The sequence below is a fragment of the Bacillus aquiflavi genome, from assembly GCF_019915265.1.
Taxonomy (GTDB): Bacteria; Bacillota; Bacilli; order Bacillales; family Cytobacillaceae; genus Bacillus_BT; species Bacillus_BT aquiflavi.
In genome coordinates this window covers 2,198,414-2,224,054 of record NZ_CP082780.1, presented here as the reverse complement: position 1 = coordinate 2,224,054, position 25,641 = coordinate 2,198,414, and the positions used below count along the sequence as shown (strand labels likewise).

At 36.7% G+C, this 25,641-nt stretch carries 20 protein-coding genes and 4 pseudogenes; 22 read left to right on the top strand and 2 right to left on the bottom strand.

Annotated elements, in window-relative coordinates; translation table 11 throughout:
• Nucleotides 1-13: 13 nt before the first annotated feature.
• The 9 genes and pseudogenes from accC (at nt 14) to K6959_RS10685 (ending at nt 8,806) form a co-directional block, all read left to right on the top strand.
• The gene (gene accC, locus K6959_RS10725; protein WP_163239231.1) at nt 14-1,384 is read left to right on the top strand and encodes an acetyl-CoA carboxylase biotin carboxylase subunit; all 1,371 of its coding nucleotides are present in this window, start codon (nt 14-16) and stop codon (nt 1,382-1,384) included.
• Nucleotides 1,377-1,781: an Asp23/Gls24 family envelope stress response protein gene (locus K6959_RS10720; RefSeq protein WP_163239228.1), complete on the top strand. Its 405-nt coding sequence runs from the start codon at nt 1,377-1,379 to the stop codon at nt 1,779-1,781. Before accC ends, K6959_RS10720 begins: the two co-directional genes overlap by 8 nt.
• Before the next feature lie 148 nt (nt 1,782-1,929).
• Nucleotides 1,930-2,328, top strand: coding sequence for a transcription antitermination factor NusB (gene nusB / locus K6959_RS10715; protein ID WP_163239225.1), 399 nt, complete (start codon nt 1,930-1,932; stop codon nt 2,326-2,328).
• A 62-nt stretch (nt 2,329-2,390) separates the two neighbouring features.
• Nucleotides 2,391-3,248 carry a bifunctional methylenetetrahydrofolate dehydrogenase/methenyltetrahydrofolate cyclohydrolase FolD gene (gene folD, locus K6959_RS10710; protein ID WP_163239221.1) on the top strand — a complete coding sequence of 286 codons (858 nt, stop codon included), beginning with the start codon at nt 2,391-2,393 and terminating at the stop codon, nt 3,246-3,248.
• A 36-nt stretch (nt 3,249-3,284) separates the two neighbouring features.
• Nucleotides 3,285-4,643 (top strand): exodeoxyribonuclease VII large subunit, encoded by a 1,359-nt coding sequence (gene xseA / locus K6959_RS10705; RefSeq protein ID WP_163239219.1) that lies wholly within the window; start codon nt 3,285-3,287, stop codon nt 4,641-4,643.
• A 25-nt stretch (nt 4,644-4,668) separates the two neighbouring features.
• Nucleotides 4,669-4,866, top strand: coding sequence for an exodeoxyribonuclease VII small subunit (gene xseB, locus K6959_RS10700; RefSeq protein WP_246234469.1), 198 nt, complete (start codon nt 4,669-4,671; stop codon nt 4,864-4,866).
• Between the two features lie 100 nt (nt 4,867-4,966).
• Nucleotides 4,967-5,761, top strand: a complete 795-nt coding sequence (locus K6959_RS10695) for a polyprenyl synthetase family protein (protein ID WP_179959000.1) — start codon at nt 4,967-4,969, stop codon at nt 5,759-5,761.
• A gap of 315 nt (nt 5,762-6,076) precedes the next feature.
• Nucleotides 6,077-7,969 (top strand): annotated as a pseudogene (dxs, locus tag K6959_RS10690) (1-deoxy-D-xylulose-5-phosphate synthase).
• Nucleotides 7,970-7,975: 6 nt separating this feature from the next.
• A complete protein-coding gene (locus tag K6959_RS10685) occupies nt 7,976-8,806 on the top strand; it encodes a TlyA family RNA methyltransferase (RefSeq protein ID WP_163239545.1) in 831 nt (276 codons plus the stop codon).
• Between the two features lie 269 nt (nt 8,807-9,075).
• On the opposite strand, the gene K6959_RS10680 is transcribed toward K6959_RS10685, so the two are convergent.
• Nucleotides 9,076-9,477, bottom strand: coding sequence for a GNAT family N-acetyltransferase (locus K6959_RS10680; RefSeq protein WP_394373037.1), 402 nt, complete (start codon nt 9,475-9,477; stop codon nt 9,076-9,078).
• 282 nt (nt 9,478-9,759) lie between these two features.
• Between K6959_RS10680 and ahrC the strand changes: the two genes are divergently transcribed.
• The 6 genes and pseudogenes from ahrC (at nt 9,760) to K6959_RS10650 (ending at nt 15,960) form a co-directional block, all read left to right on the top strand.
• Nucleotides 9,760-10,209, top strand: coding sequence for a transcriptional regulator AhrC/ArgR (gene ahrC, locus K6959_RS10675; RefSeq protein WP_163239204.1), 450 nt, complete (start codon nt 9,760-9,762; stop codon nt 10,207-10,209).
• Between the two features lie 19 nt (nt 10,210-10,228).
• Nucleotides 10,229-11,917 (top strand): DNA repair protein RecN, encoded by a 1,689-nt coding sequence (recN, locus tag K6959_RS10670; protein WP_223086484.1) that lies wholly within the window; start codon nt 10,229-10,231, stop codon nt 11,915-11,917.
• A gap of 128 nt (nt 11,918-12,045) precedes the next feature.
• Nucleotides 12,046-12,300, top strand: coding sequence for a hypothetical protein (locus K6959_RS10665; RefSeq protein WP_163239200.1), 255 nt, complete (start codon nt 12,046-12,048; stop codon nt 12,298-12,300).
• Between the two features lie 403 nt (nt 12,301-12,703).
• A pseudogene (gene spoIVB / locus K6959_RS10660) lies at nt 12,704-13,986 on the top strand (SpoIVB peptidase).
• A 288-nt stretch (nt 13,987-14,274) separates the two neighbouring features.
• The gene (gene spo0A / locus K6959_RS10655; RefSeq protein WP_163239196.1) at nt 14,275-15,060 is read left to right on the top strand and encodes a sporulation transcription factor Spo0A; all 786 of its coding nucleotides are present in this window, start codon (nt 14,275-14,277) and stop codon (nt 15,058-15,060) included.
• Between the two features lie 180 nt (nt 15,061-15,240).
• Complete coding sequence (locus tag K6959_RS10650) at nt 15,241-15,960, top strand: glycerophosphodiester phosphodiesterase (protein ID WP_163239543.1); 720 nt, start codon at nt 15,241-15,243, stop codon at nt 15,958-15,960.
• Between the two features lie 194 nt (nt 15,961-16,154).
• Here the strand turns inward: K6959_RS10650 and K6959_RS10645 are convergent, their stop codons facing one another.
• Nucleotides 16,155-16,397, bottom strand: coding sequence for a DUF2627 domain-containing protein (locus tag K6959_RS10645; protein WP_223086482.1), 243 nt, complete (start codon nt 16,395-16,397; stop codon nt 16,155-16,157).
• Nucleotides 16,398-16,540: 143 nt separating this feature from the next.
• On the opposite strand from K6959_RS10645, the gene K6959_RS10640 reads away from it, so the two are divergent.
• The 7 genes and pseudogenes from K6959_RS10640 (at nt 16,541) to K6959_RS10610 (ending at nt 25,584) form a co-directional block, all read left to right on the top strand.
• Nucleotides 16,541-18,616, top strand: coding sequence for a sigma-54 interaction domain-containing protein (locus K6959_RS10640; protein WP_163239192.1), 2,076 nt, complete (start codon nt 16,541-16,543; stop codon nt 18,614-18,616).
• A gap of 143 nt (nt 18,617-18,759) precedes the next feature.
• Entirely contained in the window at nt 18,760-19,665 is a 906-nt protein-coding gene (gene yqiS / locus K6959_RS10635; protein WP_223088363.1) for a phosphate butyryltransferase, read from the top strand.
• 27 nt (nt 19,666-19,692) lie between these two features.
• On the top strand, nt 19,693-20,796 hold the full coding sequence (gene bcd / locus K6959_RS10630) for a branched-chain amino acid dehydrogenase (RefSeq protein ID WP_223086481.1): 1,104 nt from the start codon (nt 19,693-19,695) through the stop codon (nt 20,794-20,796).
• Between the two features lie 195 nt (nt 20,797-20,991).
• Nucleotides 20,992-22,104, top strand: coding sequence for a butyrate kinase (gene buk / locus K6959_RS10625; protein ID WP_163239181.1), 1,113 nt, complete (start codon nt 20,992-20,994; stop codon nt 22,102-22,104).
• A 33-nt stretch (nt 22,105-22,137) separates the two neighbouring features.
• Nucleotides 22,138-23,559, top strand: a pseudogene (lpdA, locus tag K6959_RS10620) (dihydrolipoyl dehydrogenase).
• A gap of 33 nt (nt 23,560-23,592) precedes the next feature.
• Nucleotides 23,593-24,588, top strand: coding sequence for a thiamine pyrophosphate-dependent dehydrogenase E1 component subunit alpha (locus K6959_RS10615; protein WP_163239177.1), 996 nt, complete (start codon nt 23,593-23,595; stop codon nt 24,586-24,588).
• Between the two features lie 12 nt (nt 24,589-24,600).
• Nucleotides 24,601-25,584 (top strand): annotated as a pseudogene (locus tag K6959_RS10610) (alpha-ketoacid dehydrogenase subunit beta).
• Nucleotides 25,585-25,641: the final 57 nt, after the last annotated feature.

The window sequence follows — 25,641 nt, the reverse complement described above, 5'->3', positions numbered from 1 at the left end:
GAGCGATTTCACAATGATAAAAAAACTGTTAATTGCAAACAGGGGGGAAATTGCTGTTCGGGTCATCCGCGCATGTAAAGAGCTAGGTATTGAGTCTGTCGCAGTATATTCTGAAGCAGATAAGGAATCTTTACACGTACAACTTGCTGACGAATCGTATTGTATCGGCCCAACAGCATCAAAGGATAGCTACTTAAATTTTACAAATATCATTAGTGTTGCAAAGCTAACAGGTTGTGATGCAATTCATCCAGGCTATGGATTTTTAGCAGAAAATGCTGATTTTGCTGAACTTTGCCGCGAATGCAACATTACGTTTGTAGGTCCAAGCCCTGAATCGATAACGAAAATGGGAACAAAAGATATCGCTAGAGAAACGATGAGAGAAGCAGGCGTTCCGATCGTCCCTGGTTCTCAAGGGATTATTAATAGTATTGATGAAGGAAAAGAATTAGCGGAAAAGATAGGATATCCTGTCATTATTAAAGCGACCGCAGGCGGTGGGGGAAAAGGGATTCGCGTTGCCCGAACAGAAGAGGAGTTAGAAAAAGGGATTTCAATTACTCAGCAAGAAGCGGCAACAGCTTTTGGGAATCCTGGAGTTTATCTTGAAAAATATATAGAAGATTTCCGTCATGTTGAAATCCAAGTTCTTGCAGATACATATGGAAATGTTATCCATCTTGGAGAAAGAGACTGTTCTATTCAAAGAAGATTACAGAAATTACTAGAGGAAACACCATCACCTGCCTTAGATGGAGAAACTCGCGAAGAGATGGGACTTGCTGCTGTAAAAGCTGCAAAAGCTGTTGATTATATCGGTGCAGGAACGATAGAATTTATTTATGATTATCGGAATCGTAAATTTTACTTTATGGAAATGAATACGAGAATTCAAGTTGAGCATCCTGTTACGGAAATGGTAACCGGAGTAGACTTAATAAAAGAACAAATTAAAGTTGCTTCTGGAGAACGATTAAGCATTAAGCAAGAGGACGTAACATTTAATGGGTGGTCAATTGAATGCCGGATTAATGCTGAAAACCCAAGCAAAAACTTCATGCCTTCACCAGGAACAATTAAAATGTACTTGCCTCCTGGCGGGCTTGGTGTGCGGATTGATTCGGCTGCGTATCCAGGATATATGATCCCTCCATTTTATGACTCAATGATTGCAAAAGTTATCACTTATGGAGATACTAGAGAAGAAGCTATTGCACGCATGAGAAGGGCTCTTGGTGAATTTGTAATCGAAGGGATTCATACAACGATTCCGTTCCATATCAAATTGTTAGAGCATGAGAAATTTAGAGATGGAGAATTCAATACTAAATTTTTAGAAATGTATGATGTAATGAAAGAGGGAGGTGCAAAGGATGAGTGAATTAAATGTTTTGGAAATGGAAGGAAACTCAGGCCTCGGTAAAATAGAAATTGCTCCAGAGGTTATTGAAGTAATTGGCGGTATCGCTGCTTCCGAAGTAGACGGTGTTGCACAAATGCGCGGTAACTTTGCAACCGGTGTTGTTGAACGTTTAGGAAAGAAAAATCATGGTAAAGGTGTAAAAGTAGAGCTTTCCGAAGAAGGCATTAAAATTAATGTTTATTGTTCAATGAAGTTTGGAATATCCATTCCGGCTGTCGCGCAACAAATTCAAGATAACATCCGTCAAGCACTCCTTAATATGACAGCGCTTGAAGCAAGCGAAATAAATGTTCATGTCGTTGGGATTCAATTTGAGAATCAAAAATCAGAAGCGGATGAAGAGCAAGGAATATAAATAATGAAAAAACCAAAGACAACTTGTCTTTGGTTTTTTATTGAGTATACTTCACTTATAACTAACTAAAGCCGATCACGACTATGAAGTTTGTGTACTTTATGCTATTATCTTCATATAAATTTACACATATTAAAGGAGTAATAGGATGAGAAGAAGAACAGCAAGAGAAAAAGCATTACAGGCCTTGTTTCAAATTGATATGAGTGAAGCTGAACCGAACGCTGCAATTAAGCATGTATTAGATGATAAAGAAAATAGTGATTATTTAACGACACTCGTTACAGGAGTGATTGACAACAAGGAGGAAGTTGACAAACTAATCATCGATCATTTAGAAAAATGGACGCTTGAGAGGTTAAGTAACGTTGACCGTAACATTTTAAGGGTAGCTGTATATGAATTAAAATATTGTGATGATATTCCAGCAAATGTAGCCCTTGATGAAGCAATTGAGATAGCTAAGAAATATGGAGATGAAAAATCAAGCCGTTTTGTAAATGGGGTACTTTCAAAAATAAAAGAAACACTAGAATCTTCTTTATAATTTAGCTAGTGCTTCTTAATTTTTATGCGTTTTTTATACAAATATTGGAGGGGTAAAAAATAATGACAGCTAAATTGATAAATGGAAAAGAGATTGCGAGAAAAAAACGCATTCAAGTAGCTAACGAAGTGAAAAAATTAAAAGAAATGAACGTAACTCCAGGTCTGGCTGTTATTTTAGTAGGAGATAACCAAGCTTCACGAACATATGTGAGAAATAAACAGAAAGCTTGTCATGAAACAGGAATGCACTCAGAATTAATTGAATACGAAGATACTATTACGGAACAAGAGCTAATTAAAAAAATTACTGAATTGAACGAAGACCCATCTATTCATGGTATTTTAGTTCAATTGCCATTACCAAAGCATATTAATGAAATAAAAATGATCGAAGCGATTTCTCCAGAAAAAGATGTCGACGGCTTTCACCCAATTAATATTGGACGAATGATGACTGGTCAGGATACACTTTTGCCATGTACTCCTTATGGGGTGTTAGAAATGATCGCCGAAATTGATATAGATATTACCGGAAAGCATGCTGTAATTGTTGGTCGAAGCAACATCGTCGGCAAACCTGCCGGTCAATTGTTATTAAATAAAAATGCAACAGTTACATATTGTCATTCAAAAACAAAAGATTTAAAAGCTTACACAAAACAGGCTGATATTTTAATTGCAGCAGTAGGGAAAGCAAATTTAATAACATCTGATCATATTAAAGAAGGCGCAGTTGTTATTGATGTTGGGATGAATCGGAATGAGGAAGGAAAACTTTGTGGAGATGTTGCGTTTGATGAAGTAAAAGAAAAAGCTAGTTACATCACTCCTGTGCCAGGCGGAGTTGGCCCGATGACCATTACAATGCTGTTATTTAATACGCTCAAGGCAGCAAAAAACACTTTAAATAAAGAATAGATAGATCATATACGATAAAAATGAGGTAGTATTTTTATGTCGGATCAACGTTATTTAACTGTAAATGCATTAACGAAATACATTAAAAGAAAATTTGATGCAGACCCTCATTTGCATGATATATACGTAAGAGGAGAAATTTCCAACTTTAAGCAACATTCGAGTGGTCATATGTATTTTACATTAAAGGATGAAAAAGCGCGTATTTTAGCAGTGATGTTTTCTAGTGCAAATAGAAGAATGAAATTTTTGCCTGAAGACGGAATGAACGTGCTTGTTCGAGGCGAAATCACCGTATATGAACCAAGCGGCCAATATCAAATTTATGTTAGAAATATGCAGCCGGATGGGATTGGTGATTTATTTTTAGCGTATGAGCAATTAAAAGAAAAGCTTGAAAAAGAAGGGCTCTTTTTAGTAGATCATAAAAAAGGATTACCTAAATACCCTAAAAAAATCGGTGTTATTACTTCACCGACAGGTGCTGCGATCCGTGATATATTAACAACAATTGAACGTCGTTATCCGATTGGAAAAGTATTAATTATTCCTGCTCTTGTACAAGGAGAGCAAGCAGCACCATCAATTGTAAAAGCAATAAAAACGGCCAATGAGATAGATGAACTTGATATATTAATTTTAGGACGCGGCGGCGGGTCAATTGAGGAGCTTTGGGCATTTAATGAAGAAATTGTTGCTAGAGCTATTTTTGCTTCAAAAATCCCGATTATTTCAGCTGTTGGACATGAAACGGATTTTACAATTGCTGACTTTGTCGCTGATTTAAGAGCGCCGACACCAACAGGGGCGGCGGAAATAGCAGTTCCACATTTTGAAGAATTGATTGAGAGAGTGTTAACAAACAAGGGCAGACTTATCCGCGCTATGCAAGAAAAGCTTAGCATCCAAAGAGAACGATTAAATAGGCTCGAAAAATCGTACGCATTTCGTTATCCTCACAAGCTGTATGAACAAAAATATGAACAATTAGACAGACTAACCGAGCAGCTCGTTCGAAAAACAAAAAGAATGTATGAACAAAAAACATTTGACCACGAGACAATGAGGAAACAACTAAATAAAAATCATCCAAAAAAACTGAAAGAACGATGTGAGACTGAGTATCAACGGGTGATTCGCTCATTACAAAAGGAAATCCGTGACATTTTCACACATAAACAAAAGGATTTCGTTAATCTCATTTCAACAATCGAGGCATTAAGTCCGCTGAAGATTATGGAACGAGGCTATAGCGTAGCTTATTCCAGTGAGGGGAAGATTGTAAAAAATATTAAAGGAATAAAAAAATCTGATCAAATTAGTGTTCGTTTATCGGATGGAAAGCTCGATTGCGAAGTTATAAAGATCGAGGGGAGTGATCACTTTGACAGCTGATAGTAATTTAACGTTTGAAGAAGCAATGGAACAGCTTGCGAAAATCGTTGAGCGTCTTGAAGAAGGGGATGTCCCTCTTGAAGAGGCAATAGCGATTTACAAACATGGAATGGAACTTTCAAAATTATGCCATGACAAATTAAAAAATGTCGAAAAGCAACTGACAGAAATTTTGACAGAGGATGGTCAAACGGAGCGCTTTTCTATTCATGAGGAGGTTTAACATTGCAAAATGAAGCATTTCCCTCTTTTGCGATCCATTATAAAAAAAATTTAGAACAAAGTTAACACAATTTATTCATGATCTTAATGCGCCAGCTGTTATGAAGGAAGCAATGGACTATTCTTTGCAAGCAGGCGGAAAACGGATACGTCCACTTTTAATGTTTGCTACTATTGCTGCATGTAATAAAGATCCAAACATCGGAGTATATCCTGCTGCTGCGCTTGAAATGGTTCATACATACTCATTAATTCATGATGATCTTCCAAGCATGGATAATGACGATCTAAGAAGAGGCAAGCCAACAAATCACAAAGTGTTTGGCGAAGCTTTTGCAGTACTAGCTGGAGACGCCCTTTTAACTTACAGTTTTCAGTTAATTGCGGATATGCCACATGAGCATGCTGATGAAAAGACAAAACTCGAATTAATTAGACAGCTTGCAAAATCGGCAGGTGCTGAAGGAATGGTCGGTGGTCAAACAGCTGATATTCAAGGAGAGGGAAAACAACTAACGATCCAAGAGTTAGAGTATACACACATTCATAAAACAGGTAAATTGCTGCAATTTAGTGTGCTTGCGGGTGCTATTCTTGCTAATGCATCTGAAGAACAAAAGGAGAAGTTAACTAAATTTGCTCATCATCTTGGACTTGCCTTTCAAATCCGTGATGATATTTTGGATGTGGAAGGAAACGAGGCAACGATTGGAAAACCTTTAGGAAGTGACAGCGACAAAAATAAAAGTACCTATCCGCTGCTGCTTTCGCTAGATGGGGCAAAGCAAGCGCTTGCCAAGCATAGAGATGAGGCATGTAAGGCATTGCAGAACACAGGTTTAAACACAGTATTACTTGAAGAAATCACTAATCTAATCGCGACACGAGATCATTAAATTGTCACTAACTTTAAATAGTCGTTACCACGATACAACGTGTAAGCGGCTATTTTTTCATTCTATTGATTAGGTAGACAGTCGTCACCTGAAAGCAATTGTTATATTTAGATAGCAAATGTTTTTTTATTTAAAGAAAGACTTTGTTTGAAAAAATTATTTCTGTTATTATACTAGCAGTATTACTCTTTCACTCATTACCTTTACTTTTTTAACAGCCATACATGATGTTGTAGAAAAATATCATATCATTATAATAAAAGAGACAGAAGCAAAAGACTATGAACCAAAAAGAAATGAAAGTGAGTGAGCCGGATGGATCTATTATCGATAAAAGACCCCTCATTTTTAAACGACCTTGAAATTAAAGAATTAGAAGCATTGAGTGAAGATATTCGTCATTTTTTTATTAAAAAGTTATCAAAAACGGGTGGTCATATCGGTCCTAACCTAGGTGTTGTTGAATTAACAATTGCCTTACACAAATGTTTTGACAGTCCTAAAGATAAAATTATTTGGGATGTTGGTCATCAATCATATGTTCACAAAATATTAACGGGCAGAGCAAGTGAGTTTGATACTTTACGCCAATATAAAGGGCTGTGCGGATTCCCAAAAATGGCTGAAAGTGAACATGATGTATGGGAAACAGGACATAGCTCCACTTCATTATCAGCGGCGATGGGAATGGCGATAGCACGCGATTTAAAGGGAGAGAACTCCTTTATAGTCCCAGTCATTGGCGACGGAGCGTTAACAGGGGGAATGGCTCTAGAAGCGATGAACCATATTGGACATGAAAAGAAAAATATGATTGTCATTTTAAATGATAACGAAATGTCAATTGCTCCAAACGTTGGTGCACTTCACAATGTACTTGGCAGGTTGCGGACGGCTGGGAAGTATCAATGGGCAAAAGATGAACTAGAAATGCTATTAAAGAAAATTCCTGCAGTTGGGGGACGCCTTGCTTCAACAGCAGAAAGGATTAAAGATAGCTTAAAATATTTACTCGTTTCTGGGATGTTTTTTTAAGAAATGGGTTTTACGTATCTCGGTCCGGTTGATGGACATAATTTTGAGGTTTTATTTGAACATTTACGGTATGCTAAAAAAACAGAGGGCCCTGTTTTTTTACATGTTGTTACAAAAAAAGGAAAAGGATACAAGCCAGCGGAAACAGATAAGGTTGGAACATGGCACGGAACAGGTCCTTACAAAATAGAAACAGGCGACTTTCTTAAACCAGTTAACACTCCGCCAGCATGGAGCAAACTGATAAGTGAAACTGTTAGAAAGTTAGCAAGAGAAGATAAACGCATTATAGCGATTACTCCAGCTATGCCTGTAGGATCAAAACTTGAAGGTTTTGCAAGCGAATTTCCCGACAGAATGATTGATGTTGGAATTGCTGAGCAGCATGCTGCGACGTTAGCAGCAGGGCTTGTCACGCAAAAAATGAAGCCGTTTTTAGCTATATATTCAACCTTCTTGCAACGAGCTTATGATCAAGTCGTTCATGATATTTGTCGACCGAATTTAAACGTATTTATCGGAATTGATCGAGCAGGTCTTGTCGGTGCAGATGGAGAAACTCATCAAGGCGTTTTTGATATCGCTTTCTTACGGAGCTTACCAAACATTGTTATTATGATGCCTAAAGATGAAAACGAAGGACAACATATGGTATATACAGCGTTAAAATATGATGACGGTCCAATTGCATTAAGATATCCTCGCGGAAATGGACTCGGTGTTCCTATGGATAAGCAGTTAAAAGCAATTCCTATCGGTACATGGGAGATTTTACGTGAAGGAAAAGACGCAGCAATTCTTACATTTGGAACGACGATTGGGATGGCAATCGAGGCTGCAAATTTATTAGAGAAAAAGGGAATTCATATAAAAGTAATCAATGCCCGTTTTATAAAACCGTTAGATGAACAAATGTTAACTCAACTATTAAATAACAACATGCCAATTTTAACGATTGAAGAATCGGTTCTTCAAGGAGGCTTTGGAAGTGCCGTTTCTGAATTTGCCCACGATCATGGGTATCATCACGCCATTATTGATCGAATGGGGGTTCCGGATAAATTTATCGAACATGGCAGTGTAGATGCTTTACTAGAGGAGATTGGCCTAACGACAGCAAACGTTGTAAAGAAAATCTATACATTAATTCCGAAAAAAGAAAAAAGGGCATAGTGAATGATGAATAATAAGAAAGAACGCTTAGATGTATTACTAGTTGAACGAGGACATTTTGAAACGAGAGAAAAAGCAAAGCGTGCTGTGATGGCTGGTATCGTATATAGTAATGAAACACGCCTTGAAAAACCAGGAGAAAAAGTAAAAAGAGATATTAACATAACCATTAAGGGTAATAAATTACCGTATGTTAGTCGAGGCGGATTGAAATTAGAAAAAGCATTAACAGTATTTGATGTCAATGTTTTGGGGAAAGTTGTCATTGATATCGGTTCTTCAACCGGCGGATTTACTGATTGTGCCCTGCAAAATGGAGCAAAAATGTCTTATGCATTAGATGTAGGATATAATCAGCTTGCTTGGAAGCTAAGAAATGATGAGCGAGTCGTTGTAATGGAACGAACGAACTTTCGTTATGTCACTCCTGCAGATTTAAAAGGGGAAATGCCTAATTTTGCTACAATTGATGTTTCATTTATTTCTTTAACCCTTATTCTTCCTGTTTTAAAAACATTGCTTGTTAAAGGGAGTGACATTATTGCACTTGTGAAACCCCAATTTGAAGCGGGACGAGATCAAGTTGGAAAAAAAGGAATTGTTAGAGATATAAAAGTACATGAAAGTGTGCTTGTAAAAATGATCAACTTCTCTCTAAAAGAAGGCTTTGATGTAATGGATATTTCATTCTCTCCTATTACTGGGGGGGATGGAAACATTGAATTTTTACTTCATTTACGTTGGAATGGGGAGAAAAATAAAGGTACTAACTTTTTAAAAATAGAACCGAATGAAATCATTGCAGTTGCCCATCAGCAATTAACAGGCAGGAATTAGACTCACTAAAATCCTGCCTGAATTTGTAGATGTAGATAGACTGGTTGAAACACTTGTCAATCGAGGCGTGAGAGCACAGAGGAGGTTCATGAGCTTATATCGAAGAATGCGAGCGTTTGTCAATAGTCTGAGGGATAGATATCGTATCAATAAGATTAAGAACAGGATGTTGTGATTACTTTTACTTGTCACATCAATAAATAATTTGCCTGTATTTTAAGGGATTTCTTATTGAATATTAGCACTCGTTACTTAAAAAAGAAAAAATATTAAAGTTTCAATTTTAACCCTTCGTGTGTTGCTTTAAAGCCTAATCGTTCATAAAGACGTAAAGCATTTGGCCTCTTTTTATCTGTTGTAAGTTGAACCAAATGACAGCCGCGATCTTTTGCTCGTTTTATTGCCCATTGTATAAGCTCAGTTCCTACCCCTTTACCACGAACAGAAGATGCAGTTCTTACACCTTCAATAGTGGCTCGCCATCCTCCTTGATGCGTTATATATGGTGTAAAGGTAATTTGCTGAACACCAATAATTTCATTCTCCTGACAAGCTACTATTAGTTCATTATTAGGATCAGATGTGATAGCGTGAAAAGCCATTATGTAACTGTCTGGAAGTGGCTGCTCATAACGCTCCCTCTTCCTACCTAAATGATCATCTGCAAGCATTTTAACGATTTTATCCAAATCTTGTTCAGTAGCCAGTCTAAATTTTAATTCAGTTTTCAATAATACTCCCTCCTAATAACCGTATCACTTACATGTTATATTTTTTGGTGATTTCTAATTTATTTGATTTACTTTTAAAAACCTTTTATCAAATTTGTTGAATGTTTATTTAGTTAAATTTTTTCCACCTACCTGCTTATTTGAATAGTAAAACATTGTATAACTGTCCTAAATCGGCTAACATTATGATGAAAATCATTTTAGATTTTTGAGGTGATATTGATGACAAAAGGTCAGCGTCACATTAAAATACGTGACATTATAACAAATAATGATATAGAAACTCAAGATGAACTTGTAGATGAATTAAAAAGAGCTGGCTTCAAGGTTACACAAGCAACAGTCTCGCGTGATATTAAGGAACTTCATTTAGTAAAAGTACCTTTAATGGATGGAAGATACAAATATAGCTTACCAGCTGATCAACGTTTCAATCCGTTAAATAAATTAAAAAGAGCACTTATGGATTCATTCGTAAAACTTGACACGGCAAGTCATTTTCTTGTAATGAAAACATTACCCGGAAATGCGATGGCAATCGGAGCATTATTGGATAATTTGGCTTGGGAAGAGCTGCTCGGAACGATATGTGGCGATGATACATGTTTAATTATATGCCGGACACCAGAAGATGCAAAACAAATATCTGAACGTCTCCTTAACATGCTGTAAAAGAAAGAGGTGACCCTTCATGTTAAGTGTACTTTCAATAAAAAATTTTGCAATTATTGATTCCCTATCCATTTCTTTTGAAAACGGTTTAACTGTATTAACTGGAGAAACGGGTGCTGGTAAATCAATTATTATTGATGCGATTCATTTATTAGTTGGCGGAAGGGGATCACATGAGTTTGTCCGACACGGTGAACAAAAAGCTGAAATAGAGGGACTTTTTCAACTTGATGACGTGAAGCATCCTTGCTATGACAAAGCAGAAGAACTTGGCATAAAGATAGAAGATGGAATGCTTGTTTTGCGGCGAGATATTTCAAAAAATGGGAAAAGTGTTTGTAGAATAAATGGAAAATTAGTAACGATCGCCATTTTGCGGGAAATTGGTCAGACGTTAGTCGATATTCACGGGCAGCATGAGCACCAACAGCTGATGGATGAAACTATGCATTTATCGCTTTTAGATCAATTTGGGGGAGAAGAGATCGCGCTAGCACTAGTTGAATATAAGCATATTTATCGAAAATATGAACAATTGAATCAAAAAATAAAAAATATAACTGAAAATGAACAACAAATGGCACATCGTCTTGATTTGCTTCAATTTCAGCTTAATGAAATCCAAACAGCTCAATTAAAGCAAGATGAAGATGGACAGTTATTTGAAGAACGAAACGAGCTTGTTAACTTTGAACGGGTATTTGAGGCTTTAAAATCGTGTTACTCAGCTCTCCAAGGTGAACAGAAAGGACTCGATTGGATTGGGTTAGCAATGAGCTTTTTGGAAAATGGAGTAGAGTTAAATCCAAAATATAAGGAGTTATTTGAGTCTGTTACAACGAGCTTCTATTTGCTAGAGGATGCTGCAACTACAGTTAGAAATGAGCTAGATTGTTTAGAATACAACCCCGAACGATTAAATGAAATAGAAAATCGTATAATTGAAATTAATCAATTAAAACGAAAGTACGGTCAAACAATCGATGCTATTTTAGAATATGCAGCGATGATTGAAGAAGAAATAGAAACGTTAGAGAATCGAGAGGTTCATGTTAGCCAATTAGAAAACAAACTTACCTCCTTACGAAAAGATTTGGAACTTGAAGGAAAACAGCTGACAGATTTGCGGCATCAATACGGAAAGAAATTAACTGAATTAATTCATCGTGAATTAAAAGAACTTTACATGGAGAAAACCGTTTTTAGCGTCCATTTTAATGAAAATTTCAATCGCTTCACCGAAAGTGGTGCAGATGAAGTGCAATTTTATTTATCAACTAATCCAGGAGAGCCGTTAAAACCATTATCGAAAATTGCTTCTGGAGGGGAACTTTCACGGATTATGCTTGCATTAAAAAGTATTTTTTCAAAAAATCAAGGAATTACTTCAATTATATTTGATGAAGTAGATACAGGAGTCAGCGGCAGAGTTGCACAAGCAATCGCGGAGAAAATATATAAGGTTTCAACACATTCCCAAGTGTTTTGTATTTCTCATTTACCACAAGTTGCAGCAATGGCTGATACGCATTTATATATATCTAAAAAGATTAAAAATGACAGAACGTATACGACTGTAACACCATTAGAAAATAGTGAAAAAGTAAAAGAAATTGGTCGAATGATTTCTGGTGTAGAAATAACTGATTTAACAACAGAACATGCAAAAGAGCTACTTCAGCTTGCCGAAAAATTGAAAAATAAATAAAATATAGAAATAATAAAAAGATTAAAATGAATTGTCACAAATTATCCATTATTTATCCATGTTTTTCACTATACTAATGTGATTTACTAGATAATAAAAGACCTTTAAGGGAGTAAGGAGTCTATTTTATGCTATATGGAATTTTAATCATTTTAGTATTAGTTGTTATTGCTTTAATTATGACACTTTTTGTTGTGAAAGATGTCAGTAAAACAATTAAAAAGTATGAAAAAAATGGGGACAGTCTACAAAATGAAATTTTAAGGTCTCGAGAATATGAAGTAAAATCGTTAAAAGTCAATATTCGATCATTAACGTGGATTTACGTTGTTATATGTTTAATTATTATTGGCGTATCATTTGGTTTTGTATTTGTTGCATAATTGTCCCATTTTAAAAATTTTTGAATTTGTATTAGAGACAATAAAGGCGCACATTTGTCAACAATCTATAAGCATCTGTCTAGCCCAAATTATTGCCAAACGCTTGTATTCAGCTCATAAACGACTTCTCGTATTTGCTTCTGTGCGCCTTGAATCAAGTGTTTTCAATCATCTGAGCAAAATTTAGTTCGTTTACAATCATCAGCACCTCATATAGGTGCTGTTTTTATTTCACCTTTTCTTTGTGAAAAAATTCAACGGAGTGATGTTTTTTATAAAACTTCCCAAACAGGGGAGGATTTTTTTCACATCTATAGTTATAATTGCGGCTATTACAGGCAAAATTAAAGATGTAGCCATTTTAAAGATATATGTGGACAAGAAGCGAGGAGAGTGAAGATTTTTGAAAAGGGAATATGTAAGAAAAATAATTGGTGGAATTCTCCTTGTTTCATTATTATCCATTGGTTTTTATGAACCACTTCAACAATTTTTTTCCATACCAAAGCAAATAACGATGTTTGAAGGTGAAAAATTTACGTTTTCTAAAGGAAAACCAGTTTCAGCTGCAACTAATTCAAATGTATCACTTCGACAAGATGAACAATCTGTTTCAATTAAAGCGATGGAAACTGGAAATAATGAAGTGTTTTTAGAATTAGCTGGTTTTCCAATTAAAAAGGTCGATGTAAATGTACTAAAAAATCTCAAGGTGATACCTGGTGGTCAATCTATCGGTGTTAAACTAAATACAATCGGTGTCCTTGTTGTAGGACATCATTTAGTTGATACAAATGAGGGAAAAATATCACCAGGAGAAGTTGCAGGAATAAAAGTAGGAGACATTATTACAGAAATAAATGGGCAAAAGATTGAAAAAATGACTGATGTAGCCCCTTTTGTTAAAGAGTCAGGAGACACTGATAAACCGTTAGACATTGTCATAACTCGTGAAAATGAAAAGGTTACGACTAAGCTAATGCCATTAAAAGATAAGCAAGAAGATACGTATAAGCTTGGTCTTTATATTCGTGATTCAGCTGCAGGGATTGGGACGATGACATTTTATCATCCCCAATCGAAAAAATACGGTGCACTTGGTCATGTCATTTCAGATATGGATACGAAAAAGCCAATTGTCGTTGATGACGGGCAAATTGTTCGCTCAACCGTTACATCTATTGAGAAGGGCAGTACTGGTGATCCTGGAGAAAAACTTGCTCGTTTTTCTTCCGATCGAGAAGTAATAGGAGACATAAAAAGAAATAGTCCTTTCGGGATTTTCGGTACGTTAAATCAAAACATTAAAAACGGGATGATGGATAAGCCAATCCCCGTCGCTCTTTCACATCAAGTAAAAGAGGGATCGGCACAAATTTTAACAGTAGTGAATGAAGATGAAGTGAATCTTTTTGATATTGAAATCGTTAGTACGATACCACAAAAATTTCCTGCTACAAAGGGAATGGTTATTAAAGTAACAGATCCTAAGTTGCTTGAAAAAACAGGCGGCATCGTTCAAGGAATGAGCGGCAGTCCAATTATCCAAGATGGCAAACTTATCGGGGCTGTGACACACATGTGTTTGTTAATGATCCGACATCAGGATACGGTGTGCATATTGAATGGATGTTAAATGAAGCAGAGATTGACATATATGAAAAAACAGCAGAAAAAGCAAGTTAACCTTAAAAAGCGAGGGAATTCCTCGCTTTTTTTTCATTTTTATCCGTTAAAAATATGCTAAAATAAAACTATAAAGATTATTCGACAAATATAAAAGAAAAAATTTGTCAACTAGCGATTTAAGTCGAAAAAGTATGAAAAACAAAGATAAGATAAGAAATCATTACTTTTTTTAGAAAAAATAAAAAAATAAAAGGAATTACTGTTGCGTTGTCGAATTTGTCAATTAGAATATAAAGAAGATAGATAATTTTGAAAATGGAGAGGAAAATAAGGAGGAAACGTGAAGTGAAGAAAATTAAAGTTTTTATTGTTGATGACAATCGTGAATTAGTCATCCTATTAGAAGAATACTTATCTAAGCAAAATGATCTGGAAGTAGTCGGTACCGCACATAATGGTCAAGAATGTTTAAATATGCTTGAAAGAATCGAAGCGGATGTACTGCTGTTAGATATTATTATGCCCCATTTAGATGGGCTTGCTGTATTAGAAAAAATACGTGAATCAAAAAGACCGCTTCCGAATGTCATTATGTTAACAGCCTTTGGTCAAGAAGATGTTACGAAAAAGGCAGTCGAACTTGGTGCTTCCTATTTTATCTTAAAACCATTTGATATGGATAATTTGGCAAGTCATATTAGACAAGTAAGCGGAAAAATGAATGCAATTATTAAACAAACTTCAACTCCTTATCGTACTCATACAGAAGAGAAACCGAAAAATTTAGATTCCAGTATTACGAGTATTATTCATGAAATAGGTGTTCCTGCTCATATTAAAGGTTATCTTTATTTACGCGAAGCCATTTCAATGGTATACAATGATATCGAATTGTTAGGGTCAATAACAAAGGTGCTATACCCCGATATTGCTAAAAAATACAATACAACGGCAAGCCGTGTAGAACGGGCGATTCGTCATGCAATTGAAGTAGCATGGAGTCGAGGGAATATCGACTCTATTTCGTCTTTATTCGGTTACACAATCAGCATGTCTAAAGCAAAGCCGACTAATTCAGAATTCATCGCAATGGTAGCCGATAAGCTGAGACTAGAACATAAAGCTTCTTGAAAGGGCAAGGACTTTTAAAAATAGACAATAAAATTTTTAGTATGACCCTGTGAACATTGTTGTTTATAGGGTTTTTTCTTTTTAAATCCCTAAAAAATATGTCATTTGTCATATTTCCAGTTATATAATGTAAAATGAGAAGGTTTTTATTATAAATAGAGACGGAAGGGGGTTTTTGCAATAACGCTCATTTTTGCTCACCGTGGCTATTCAGGTGCATATCCAGAAAATACGATGTTAGCTTTTATGCAGGCGGAGAAATTTTGTGCTGATGGGATCGAGCTTGATGTTCAATTAACGAAAGATGGCGAAGTTGTCGTTATTCACGATGAAACGATTGACAGGACGACGAATGGGAAAGGGTTTGTAAAAGATTATACACTTGCTGAGCTTCAAAAGTTTGATGCAAGTTATACTTATAAGAAATTCGGGAAAAGAAACCCTATTCCTACACTCGAAGAGGTACTTCAATGGCTTCAGTCGAACCATTTATATTGTAATATTGAGCTGAAAAGCGGTACTTCATACGAAGAATTAGTAGAGAAGGTTATCTATTTAGTTCGTTCATATCGAATGAGTGAAAGAATCATCGTCTCTTCTTTTAACCATTACAGCATTGTACATAGTTATCGACTTGCACCGGAAGTTGAAATTGCGCCATTGTATCGAGAAGGGCTTTATATGCCGTGGATATATGCGGGTGCAATTCATGCTAAAGCCATTCACCCAAATTTCAAAGTAGCCCCTGATTTTATTATTAAAAGTTCCCTTAAACATGGGATTAAAGTAAGACCTTATACAGTTAATAATGAAAAAGAGATGAAACGGCTATTTTCGCTAGGCTGTTCAGCAATTATTACTGATGAACTAAAAAAAGCAGTACAGTATAGAAAACAATAAAATAAAGACCATGACAATTTGTTCAAGTGTCATGGTCTTAAGGCTGTTATCGAACGCTTGTATTTTTCGTTGTAAAGCTTATGAACGCTTATTGTATTCGCTTCCGCCTTGTTGCTCGGCGCCTTGACTGACAAGCGCATTTTGCAAGTATCAAATACTAACTTATCAACAAGCCCAGACCAAGTGATTAAATGTCATGGTCTTCTATTTTTAAAAAGGGGCTGAACTTTATTTTGTTTTCGATCACGATGTAAAATAAAACCGCCGATAAAACCTAAGCCGATAAAAAACATAAATAGACCTGCTAAAAACTGCAACCATAAAAATGGAAACGGCGCTTGAAGTATTCCAAATAACATATCTCTCATAAGCTTAATACCAATTGCGGCAATCATTCCAGGGATTAATAAAATAATTAAGGCGATTAATCGTTGCATGATGTCTAATTTATCCTTTCGAAATAAACCTTCTCACAAAAATCATATATGATAAAGGAAATTTGTCAAGAAAGATGATTGGCGATAAAATAGAACATGAAAAAAATTGCATTTTCTTAGTAAACGTAGAAATGAGGGATATGTTGCAAAAAGTGATGATTGTCGGCGCAGGTAAAGGAGGAAGCGCCATTCTTAAAATATTAATTGAAACAGCGGTATTAAAGGTAATTGCGGTTGTTGATAAAAATCTGAATGCACTCGGAATTCAATTGGCAAACGACATGGGTATTCAAGTCGGAACTGACTGGCATCACTTTTTGACTGATGATCTTGATATTGTCATTGAAGTAACAGGTGATCCAAACGTTTTTCGGCAAATTCGTGACACCCTCAGTAAAAAAATGGTATTAATTCCTGGCAGCGTTGCTTATCTTATTGCTCAATTAATGGAAGAAAAAGAAGAACTCATTAGCAAACTTCAAAATGAAACGTATAAACGAGATCTTATTTTTGATTCAACTGGCGATGGAATGATAGGGACGAATGAACAAGGTGAAGTCATTCTGTTTAACCGGAGCGCACAGAAAATGACTGGCATAAGTCAAGAAGAAGCAATTGGGAAACATATTCTTCAGTTAATTCCAAAAAGTAAACTTCCAAGGGTTTTAGAAACAGGCGTAATGGAAATGAATCAGGAGCTTGTGCTAGAAAATGGCTTAAAAATCATTACAACAAGAATTCCGGTAATCGATAAAAATAAACAGTTGATCGGAGCCTTCGCGGTTTTTAAAGACATAACCGACGTAGTCAACTTGGCAGAGGAAGTTACAAATTTAAAAGAAATTCAAACGATGCTTAAAGCGATCATTCAATCTAGTGATGATGCGATTTCGGTCGTAGACGAAGAGGGTAAAGGAATCTTAATTAATCGTGCTTATTCTAGAATTACTGGATTAACAGAGGAACAGGTAATTGGAAAACCGGCAACTGCTGATATTTCTGAAGGGGAAAGCATGCATATGAAGGTGCTAAAAACAAGACAAGCTATTCGTGGTACAGCACTAAGGGTTGGTCCGAAAAAGAAAGAAGTCATTGTCAATGTTGCTCCGATTATTGTAGATGGGAGATTAAAAGGCAGTGTTGGAGTCATTCATGATGTTTCAGAAATTCAAACACTAACAAAAGAATTAAATAAAGCAAGACAAAGAATTAGAACACTTGAAGCGAAGTATACGTTTGAAGATATCATTGGACCATCAGAGGAAATGACGCTTTCTATCGAACAAGCAAAATTAGCCGCAAAAACACCGGTGACTATTCTTTTACGGGGTGAATCAGGAACAGGGAAAGAACTGTTTGCTCATGCGATTCATAACGGAAGTGATCGTAAATTTAATAAGTTTATTCGTGTAAATTGTGCTGCATTGTCTGAAACGTTATTAGAGAGTGAACTGTTCGGTTACGAGGAAGGTGCTTTTTCTGGAGCGAAACGCGGTGGAAAACGCGGATTATTTGAGGAAGCAAATAACGGAAGTATTTTCTTAGATGAGATTGGAGAACTTTCTTTAAATACTCAAGCGAAACTTTTAAGAGTACTTCAAGAAAAAGAAATTGTTAGAGTTGGCGGCACAAAACCGATTCCTATCAATGTACGCGTTATTGCTGCAACGAACATTAATTTAGAAAAAGAGATTAAAAGCGGTACTTTTCGAGAAGATTTATATTATCGCTTAAATCGAATGCCGATACATATTCCACCTTTAAGAAAACGGAAGGAAGACATTTCGTACTTATGTGACAGATTGATTGAAAAAATTAATCAAGATTACGGAAGAAATGTTGAAGGAGTACTTGAGGAAGCAATAAGACTTTTAATGAGCTATGATTGGCCGGGGAATGTCCGTGAGTTGGAGAATATTTTAGGAAGAGCAATGATCTTTATGCAGTATAATGAAACCCATATACACGCTAAACATATTCCGCAATTAAAAAGCGATGGTACAACTAAAACGTTACAAGAAGATGTTCCTTTATCTGTTATTGAAGAAAAAACTTCATTAGCGATCATGCTAAATCAATATGAAGAAAAAATTATTAAAGAAACATTAGACTTTTATAAAGGGAACAAAACAAAAACGGCAAAAGCGCTTGCAATTTCAGTTCGAAACTTATATTACAAACTAGATAAATATGGTATTGCAAAGAATGACACGCAATAAATTTCATACCATGATAATTTTTGCAGACACAAAACTGTAACAATAAAGCGTTTTCATAAATAAACTATTGGCACAAAAGTTGCATTAATATTTATTGTGATATTGGGATGCTGTTATTTGAAAAGAAAGGACTTGAAAAATATATGCAAATAGAATCTCTTATTGAAAAAGCAACCCAATATAGTGAAAAAACAGTCGCTGTCGCGGTTGCAGAGGATGAAAACGTGATCGAAGCTATCGCGATTGCATTACAACGTAACCTTGCTAATTTCTTGCTTTTTGGAGATAAATATAAAATTTATCACTTAATTTCTGAAAAATATCCCAAGTTAGCAAAAAATGAAAAAATATCCATTATCCATGCTAATACAAAAGCCGGAGCTGCTGATTTAGCAGTTAAAGCAGTAAAGCTTAATGAAGCGGATGTTTTAATGAAAGGAAATATTTCAACAGCCATTTTACTAAAAGCAGTCCTTCATCACGAATATGGCTTGCGAACTGAACAAATTTTATCTCACGTTGCTTTATTTGAAGTTCAAGGGTTTGATCGCTTAATTATTGTAACTGATGCCGCAATGAATATTGCACCAGATTTACAGCAAAAAGTACAAATTATTCATAATGCGGTGCACGTTGCTAATTGTATTGGAATTGAAACCCCTAAAGTTGCGCCAATAGGAGCCGTTGAGGTTGTAAATCCAGCAATGCCAGCCACAGTAGATGCTGCTTTATTAACACAAATGAATAGACGGGGCCAAAACAAAAATTGTGTAGTTGATGGTCCACTTGCCTTAGACAATGCAGTGTCAGCTTTTGCAGCAGAACATAAAGAGATTCATAATGAAGTTGCTGGAAAAGCAGACATATTATTAGTGCCAACGATTGAAGTTGGCAATGTTTTATATAAATCACTAATTTATTTTGCAAAAGCAAATGTTGGAGCTGTGATTGTTGGAGCAAAAGCACCAATTGTGTTAACTTCTAGAGCAGATTCTGCACAAAGTAAATTAAATTCACTCGGATTAGCTCTTTGTATAGCAGAAAAATGATTGAAAAATAAATAGGAGGTATTATAGATGGAAATTTTTAAATATATGGAAAAAAACGACTATGAGCAATTACTATTTTGTCAAGATAAGCAATCAGGTTTAAAGGCAATTATCGCGATTCATGATACCACTCTAGGCCCAGCACTAGGCGGAACAAGAATGTGGACATACAAATCAGAAGAAGCCGCGATTGAGGATGCACTTGCACTTCGATTAGCGCGTGGCATGACATATAAAAATGCTGCGGCCGGTTTAAATCTTGGCGGTGGAAAAACAGTTATTATTGGAGATCCCCGGAAAGATAAAAATGAAGAAATGTTTCGTGCTTTTGGCCGTTATATTCAAGGTTTAAATGGTCGTTATATTACAGCAGAAGATGTCGGAACTACCGTTGCAGATATGGATTTAATTTATGAGGAAACCGATTATGTAACAGGAATTTCTCCAGCGTTTGGTTCATCAGGAAATCCATCACCTGTAACTGCATACGGTGTATATCGTGGAATGAAGGCTGCTGCAAAAGAAGCTTTTGCCTCAGACTCGTTAGAAGGAAAAGTGATTGCTGTCCAAGGTGTTGGAAATGTTGCTTATACATTATGCCGTCATTTGCATGAAGAGGGTGCTAAGCTTATTGTAACTGATATCAATAAAGAAGCTGTTCAGCGCGCTGTTGAAGAGTTTGGTGCACAAGCTGTAGATCCAGACGATATTTATCGTGTTGAATGTGACATTTATGCGCCATGTGCTTTAGGTGCAATAATTAACGATGACACAATTCCGCAATTAAAAGCAAAAGTTATCGCTGGATCTGCAAATAATCAATTAAAAGATACGTGCCACGGTGATATCATTCATGAAATGGGAATTGTTTATGCCCCAGATTATGTTATTAATGCTGGAGGCGTAATTAATGTCGCAGACGAACTATTAGGCTACAACAAAGAACGTGCTTTAAAAAAGGTCGAAACAATTTATGATAACATTGAAAAAGTGATTGAAATATCAAAACGCGACAATATTCCTACATATTTAGCGGCTGATCGAATGGCTGAAGAAAGGATAGAAAAAGTACGTCGTTCTCGCAGTCAATTTTTACTAAATGAGCATCATATTTTAAGTCGCCGCAAATAATGTAGCGCCAAAAACCACTTGGTCTCAGTTTGTTAGACAAAGCAAGTATTTACGATAACTGAAGCACGTAGTACTAGGTGATGGCGAATAGAACAGTCGTTAATAAGCTACTTTGTCAACAGTCTGGGACCAAAAAACTATCTGGCTTCTCCTCCTGCAATAGAAAAAGAAACTAAATAATATGGAGGGGCTTATATGTTAGAAGAGAAGAAATATAGGGTTCTCGTTATTAACCCTGGGTCAACTTCAACAAAAATTGGCGTCTTCGAAAATGAATTTTCTATATTTGAAAAAACAATTCGCCACGATACAGGAACAATTAATTCCTTTAAAAATGTGATTCATCAATATGGATTTCGAAAAAAACTCATTATAGAAACTCTTCATCAAGAAGGAATTAATATTTTGAATTTAAGTGCTGTTTGCGGTCGCGGCGGTTTGCTTCGTCCGATCGAAGGAGGAACTTATTTTGTAAATGAGGCAATGTTAGATGATCTTAAAAACGGTTATGCGGGTCAGCATGCATCAAACCTTGGCGGAATTTTAGCCTATGAAATTGCTTCTAATTTAAATATTCCTGCTTTTATTGTTGATCCTGTTGTCGTAGATGAGCTTGAACCAATTGCACGAATATCTGGTTTTCCACTTATTAAACGAAAAAGTATCTTTCATGCCCTTAATCAAAAGGCGGTAGCTCGTCGTGTTGCAAAGGAATTTGGAAAAAGTTATGAAGGCGCAAATTTTATTGTTGCTCATATGGGTGGCGGTATTACTGTAGGTGCCCATAAACAAGGAAAAGTGATCGATGTCAATAATGGTCTTCATGGCGACGGCCCGTTCAGCCCTGAGCGTGCTGGAACAGTTCCAGCGGGAGATTTAGTTACACTTTGCTACTCAGGAGAATTTTATCGTGAAGAAGTGATGAAGAAATTAGTCGGTAAAGGAGGACTTGTCGGTTATCTCGGAACAAACGATGCAGTAAAAGTCGAAAAGATGATTATCGAGGATAATGAAAAAGCAAAGCTCATTTATTCGGCAATGGCCTATCAAGTAGCTAAAGAAATTGGTGCAGCAAGTGCGGTGTTAGCCGGTGAAATAGATGCAATCATCTTAACAGGCGGGTTAGCGTACGGAAAAGAATTTGTAAACATGATTATCAATCGTGTAAGCTGGATCGCCCAAACAATTGTCCGTCCTGGTGAAAATGAATTGCAAGCATTGTCACAAGGAGCGCTTAGAGTTTTACGATGTGAAGAAGAAGCAAAAGAGTATCCGCAAATGAGTGATGCTCTGACCGAAAAGGTTTAACTTAAGATAAGGAATGAATGGAGGAGAGAGAAAATGGCTCATGAATACGATTTAGTTATTCTTGGTGGTGGAACAGGCGGTTATGTAGCAGCAATTCGTGCTTCACAGCTAGGACTAAAAACAGCCATTGTTGAAAAGGGGAAGCTTGGCGGTACATGTCTTCACGCTGGCTGTATTCCAAGTAAAGCCTTATTAAGAAGTGCAGAAGTATTTGCAACGACAAAAAAAAGTGAAGAATTTGGTGTAATTGCGAACGATGTTTCTGTAAATTTCGCTAAAGTTCAAGAACGAAAAAACAAAATAATTAACCAGCTTCATAAAGGGGTTCAACATTTAATGAAGCAAGGTAAAATTGATGTTTACGAGGGAATTGGGAGAATTTTAGGACCGTCCATTTTTTTACCGATGCCAGGAACGATTTCTATTGAGATGAATAGTGGCGGTGAAAACGAAATGCTTATTCCAAACAATGTCATCATCGCTACTGGCTCCCGTCCCCGCACGCTTCCCGGACTCGAAATTGATGGAAAATATGTGATGACATCTGATGAGGCGTTAGCGATGGAAAATCTGCCAAAGTCAATCATTATCGTAGGAGGAGGGGTAATTGGGATTGAGTGGGCTTCAATGCTCGCAGATTTTGGTGTTGAAGTAACAGTGTTAGAATATGCCGACCGAATTATTCCAATGGAAGATAAGGAAGTATCTAAGGAAATGCAGCGCTTATTAAAGAAAAAGAAGATTAAAATTGTTACAAGTGCGAAGGTGCTTCCAGAAACATTACAAAAAGGAGCAAATGTTTCTATCAGTGCTGAAGTGAAGGAGCAACAAAAAGAATTTATAGCAGAAAAATAGCTTGTATCGGTAGGCAGACAAGCAAATATAGAAGGAATAGGTATAGAGAATACGGACATTCAAGTAGAAAAGGGATTTATCGTTACAAATGAATATTATCAAACGAAAGAATCCCATATTTATGCAATCGGAGACGTAATCGGCGGCTTACAGCTCGCTCATGTAGCTTCCCATGAAGGAATAACTGCTGTTCATCATCTCGCTAATGAAAATCCTGAAATCATTCATTACAAGCTCGTTCCTAAATGTATTTACAGTAATCCTGAAGTTGCTAGTGTTGGTTTATCAGAGGATGAGGCACGAGAAAATGGTCATAAAGTAAAAGTCGGTAAATTTTCTTTTCGAGCAATTGGAAAAGCACTTGTGTTTGGACAAACGGACGGATTCGTTAAAATAGTTGCGGATGAAGAAAATGACGACATTTTAGGTGTTCATATGATCGGTCCTCACGTTACCGATATGATCTCAGAAGCAGGCCTAGCTCAAGTATTAGATGCAACCCCGTGGGAAGTCGCAAATACGATTCATCCTCATCCAACATTATCAGAAGCGATCGGTGAAGCTGCTCTTGCTGTTGATGGTAAAGCCATTCATTCATAAAAACGATAAAAACAGATTTTAGGAGGTATTCATATGGCTGAAAATCGTCATAAAACGTTAGGCTTATGTGATGAGAATGTACTAGAAATGTACGAAACGATGCTACTAGCCCGTCGAATTGATGAGCGGATGTGGCTGTTAAACCGTGCAGGTAAAATACCATTTGTTATTTCATGTCAAGGTCAAGAAGCGGCCCAAGTAGGAGCTGCGTTTGCGCTTAATCGAGAAAAAGATTATGTCCTTCCATACTATCGTGATATGGGGGTTGTCTTAACCTTTGGTATGACTGCGAAGGAATTAATGCTTTCCGCGTTTGCTAAAGCAGATGATCCGAACTCTGGAGGCCGACAAATGCCAGGACATTTCGGTCAAAAGAAAAATCGAATCGTAACTGGTTCTTCTCCCGTTACAACACAAGTACCTCATGCGGTAGGAATTGCTCTAGCGGGAAAAATGGAGCAAAAGGATCTCGTTACCTTCGTTACCTTTGGTGAAGGTTCATCAAACCAAGGAGATTTTCATGAGGGAGCTAACTTTGCGGGAGTCCATAAGTTGCCAGTTATCTTTATGTGTGAAAATAATAAATATGCAATTTCAGTTCCAATTGAGAAACAATTAGCATGTGAAAAAGTATCAGATCGGGCCCCAGGTTATGGAATGCCAGGAATCACAGTTGATGGAAATGATCCGCTAGAAGTATACCGAGTTGTCAAGGAAGCAGCAGACCGTGGTCGGCGAGGCGAAGGTCCTTCACTAGTGGAAGCGGTTTCATATCGGCTGACGGCTCACTCATCTGATGATGACGACCGCGCATATCGTGATCGCGAAGAAGTTGAAGCAGCAAAACAAAAGGATCCTATTTTTACATTTGCCACGTATTTAAAGGAGACAGGTGTGCTGGATGATGCATTAGAATCAGAGATTAACGATCGTGTCATGAAGCTTGTAAACGAGGCCACTGATGAGGCGGAAAAAGCACCATATGCTGAGCCTGAACACACATTAAAGTACGTATATGCCGAGAAGTAAGGGGGAGCGATTATGCCTGTAATTTCGTATATTGATGCCGTTACAACGGCTATTCGTGAAGAAATGGAAAGAGATCCGAAAGTTTTTGTATTAGGAGAAGATGTAGGTAAAAAAGGCGGAGTGTTTAAGGCAACAATAGGGTTATATGATCAATTTGGTGAAGAAAGAGTAATTGATGCTCCGCTTGCAGAGTCAGCAATTGCTGGTGTTGGGATCGGCGCTGCCCTGTATGGAATGCGTCCAATAGCTGAAATGCAATTTGCTGACTTTATTATGCCAGCTGTCAATCAAATTATTTCTGAGGCTACCAGAATTCGCTATCGTTCCAACAATGATTGGAGCTGTCCAATTGTCATTCGTGCTCCATATGGAGGCGGAGTTCACGGTGCGTTATATCATTCTCAATCAGTAGAAGCTATCTTTGCAAATCAGCCTGGATTAAAGATTGTAATGCCATCAACTCCTTACGATGTAAAAGGTTTATTAAAAGCAGCCATTCGTGATGAAGATCCAGTACTTTTTTTCGAACATAAACGGGCATACCGTTTAATTAAAGGTGAGGTTCCTGAAGAGGATTACGTTTTACCGATTGGGAAAGCTGATGTAAAACGTGAAGGTGATGATATTACAGTGATAACTTATGGATTATGTGTACACTTTGCTTTACAAGCTGCTGAGCGCCTTGCTAAAGATGGAGTGTCAGCTCATATCCTTGACTTAAGAACAGTTTATCCATTAGATAAAGAAGCAATCATTAACGCTGCTTCAAAAAAGGGAAAAGTATAACTCGTAACAGAGGATAACAAAGAAGGAAGCATTATGAGTGAAGTAGCTGCAATTATTTCTGAAAACTGCTTATTTGATTTAGATGCTCCAATAAAGCGCCTAGCTGGTCCAGATGTACCTGCAATGCCGTACGCGCCAACGATGGAAAAGTATTTTATGGTCAATCCTGATAAAGTTGAAAAAGCAATGCGTGAATTAGCTCAATTTTAGCCGAAATTAGTTCGGTATTTGCTAATAGATTTTTACGTGAATGAATAAGGAGGTTTA

Excerpts from the sequence above, each read along its gene's own strand:
- accC (WP_163239231.1), top strand. The coding sequence starts at position 14 with ATGATAAAAAAACTGTTAATTGCAAACAGGGGGGAAATTGCTGTTCGG.
- K6959_RS10695 (WP_179959000.1), top strand. The coding sequence starts at position 4,967 with ATGAAGGAAGCAATGGACTATTCTTTGCAAGCAGGCGGAAAACGGATA.
- xseB (WP_246234469.1), top strand. The coding sequence starts at position 4,669 with ATGGAACAGCTTGCGAAAATCGTTGAGCGTCTTGAAGAAGGGGATGTC.
- K6959_RS10645 (WP_223086482.1), bottom strand. The coding sequence starts at position 16,397 with ATGCAACGATTAATCGCCTTAATTATTTTATTAATCCCTGGAATGATT.
- nusB (WP_163239225.1), top strand. The coding sequence starts at position 1,930 with ATGAGAAGAAGAACAGCAAGAGAAAAAGCATTACAGGCCTTGTTTCAA.
- K6959_RS10665 (WP_163239200.1), top strand. The coding sequence starts at position 12,046 with ATGCTATATGGAATTTTAATCATTTTAGTATTAGTTGTTATTGCTTTA.
- K6959_RS10685 (WP_163239545.1), top strand. The coding sequence starts at position 7,976 with ATGAATAATAAGAAAGAACGCTTAGATGTATTACTAGTTGAACGAGGA.
- K6959_RS10615 (WP_163239177.1), top strand. The coding sequence starts at position 23,593 with ATGGCTGAAAATCGTCATAAAACGTTAGGCTTATGTGATGAGAATGTA.
- buk (WP_163239181.1), top strand. The coding sequence starts at position 20,992 with ATGTTAGAAGAGAAGAAATATAGGGTTCTCGTTATTAACCCTGGGTCA.
- K6959_RS10720 (WP_163239228.1), top strand. The coding sequence starts at position 1,377 with ATGAGTGAATTAAATGTTTTGGAAATGGAAGGAAACTCAGGCCTCGGT.
- recN (WP_223086484.1), top strand. The coding sequence starts at position 10,229 with ATGTTAAGTGTACTTTCAATAAAAAATTTTGCAATTATTGATTCCCTA.
- ahrC (WP_163239204.1), top strand. The coding sequence starts at position 9,760 with ATGACAAAAGGTCAGCGTCACATTAAAATACGTGACATTATAACAAAT.
- K6959_RS10680 (WP_394373037.1), bottom strand. The coding sequence starts at position 9,477 with ATGCTTGCAGATGATCATTTAGGTAGGAAGAGGGAGCGTTATGAGCAG.
- yqiS (WP_223088363.1), top strand. The coding sequence starts at position 18,760 with ATGCAAATAGAATCTCTTATTGAAAAAGCAACCCAATATAGTGAAAAA.
- folD (WP_163239221.1), top strand. The coding sequence starts at position 2,391 with ATGACAGCTAAATTGATAAATGGAAAAGAGATTGCGAGAAAAAAACGC.
- bcd (WP_223086481.1), top strand. The coding sequence starts at position 19,693 with ATGGAAATTTTTAAATATATGGAAAAAAACGACTATGAGCAATTACTA.
- xseA (WP_163239219.1), top strand. The coding sequence starts at position 3,285 with ATGTCGGATCAACGTTATTTAACTGTAAATGCATTAACGAAATACATT.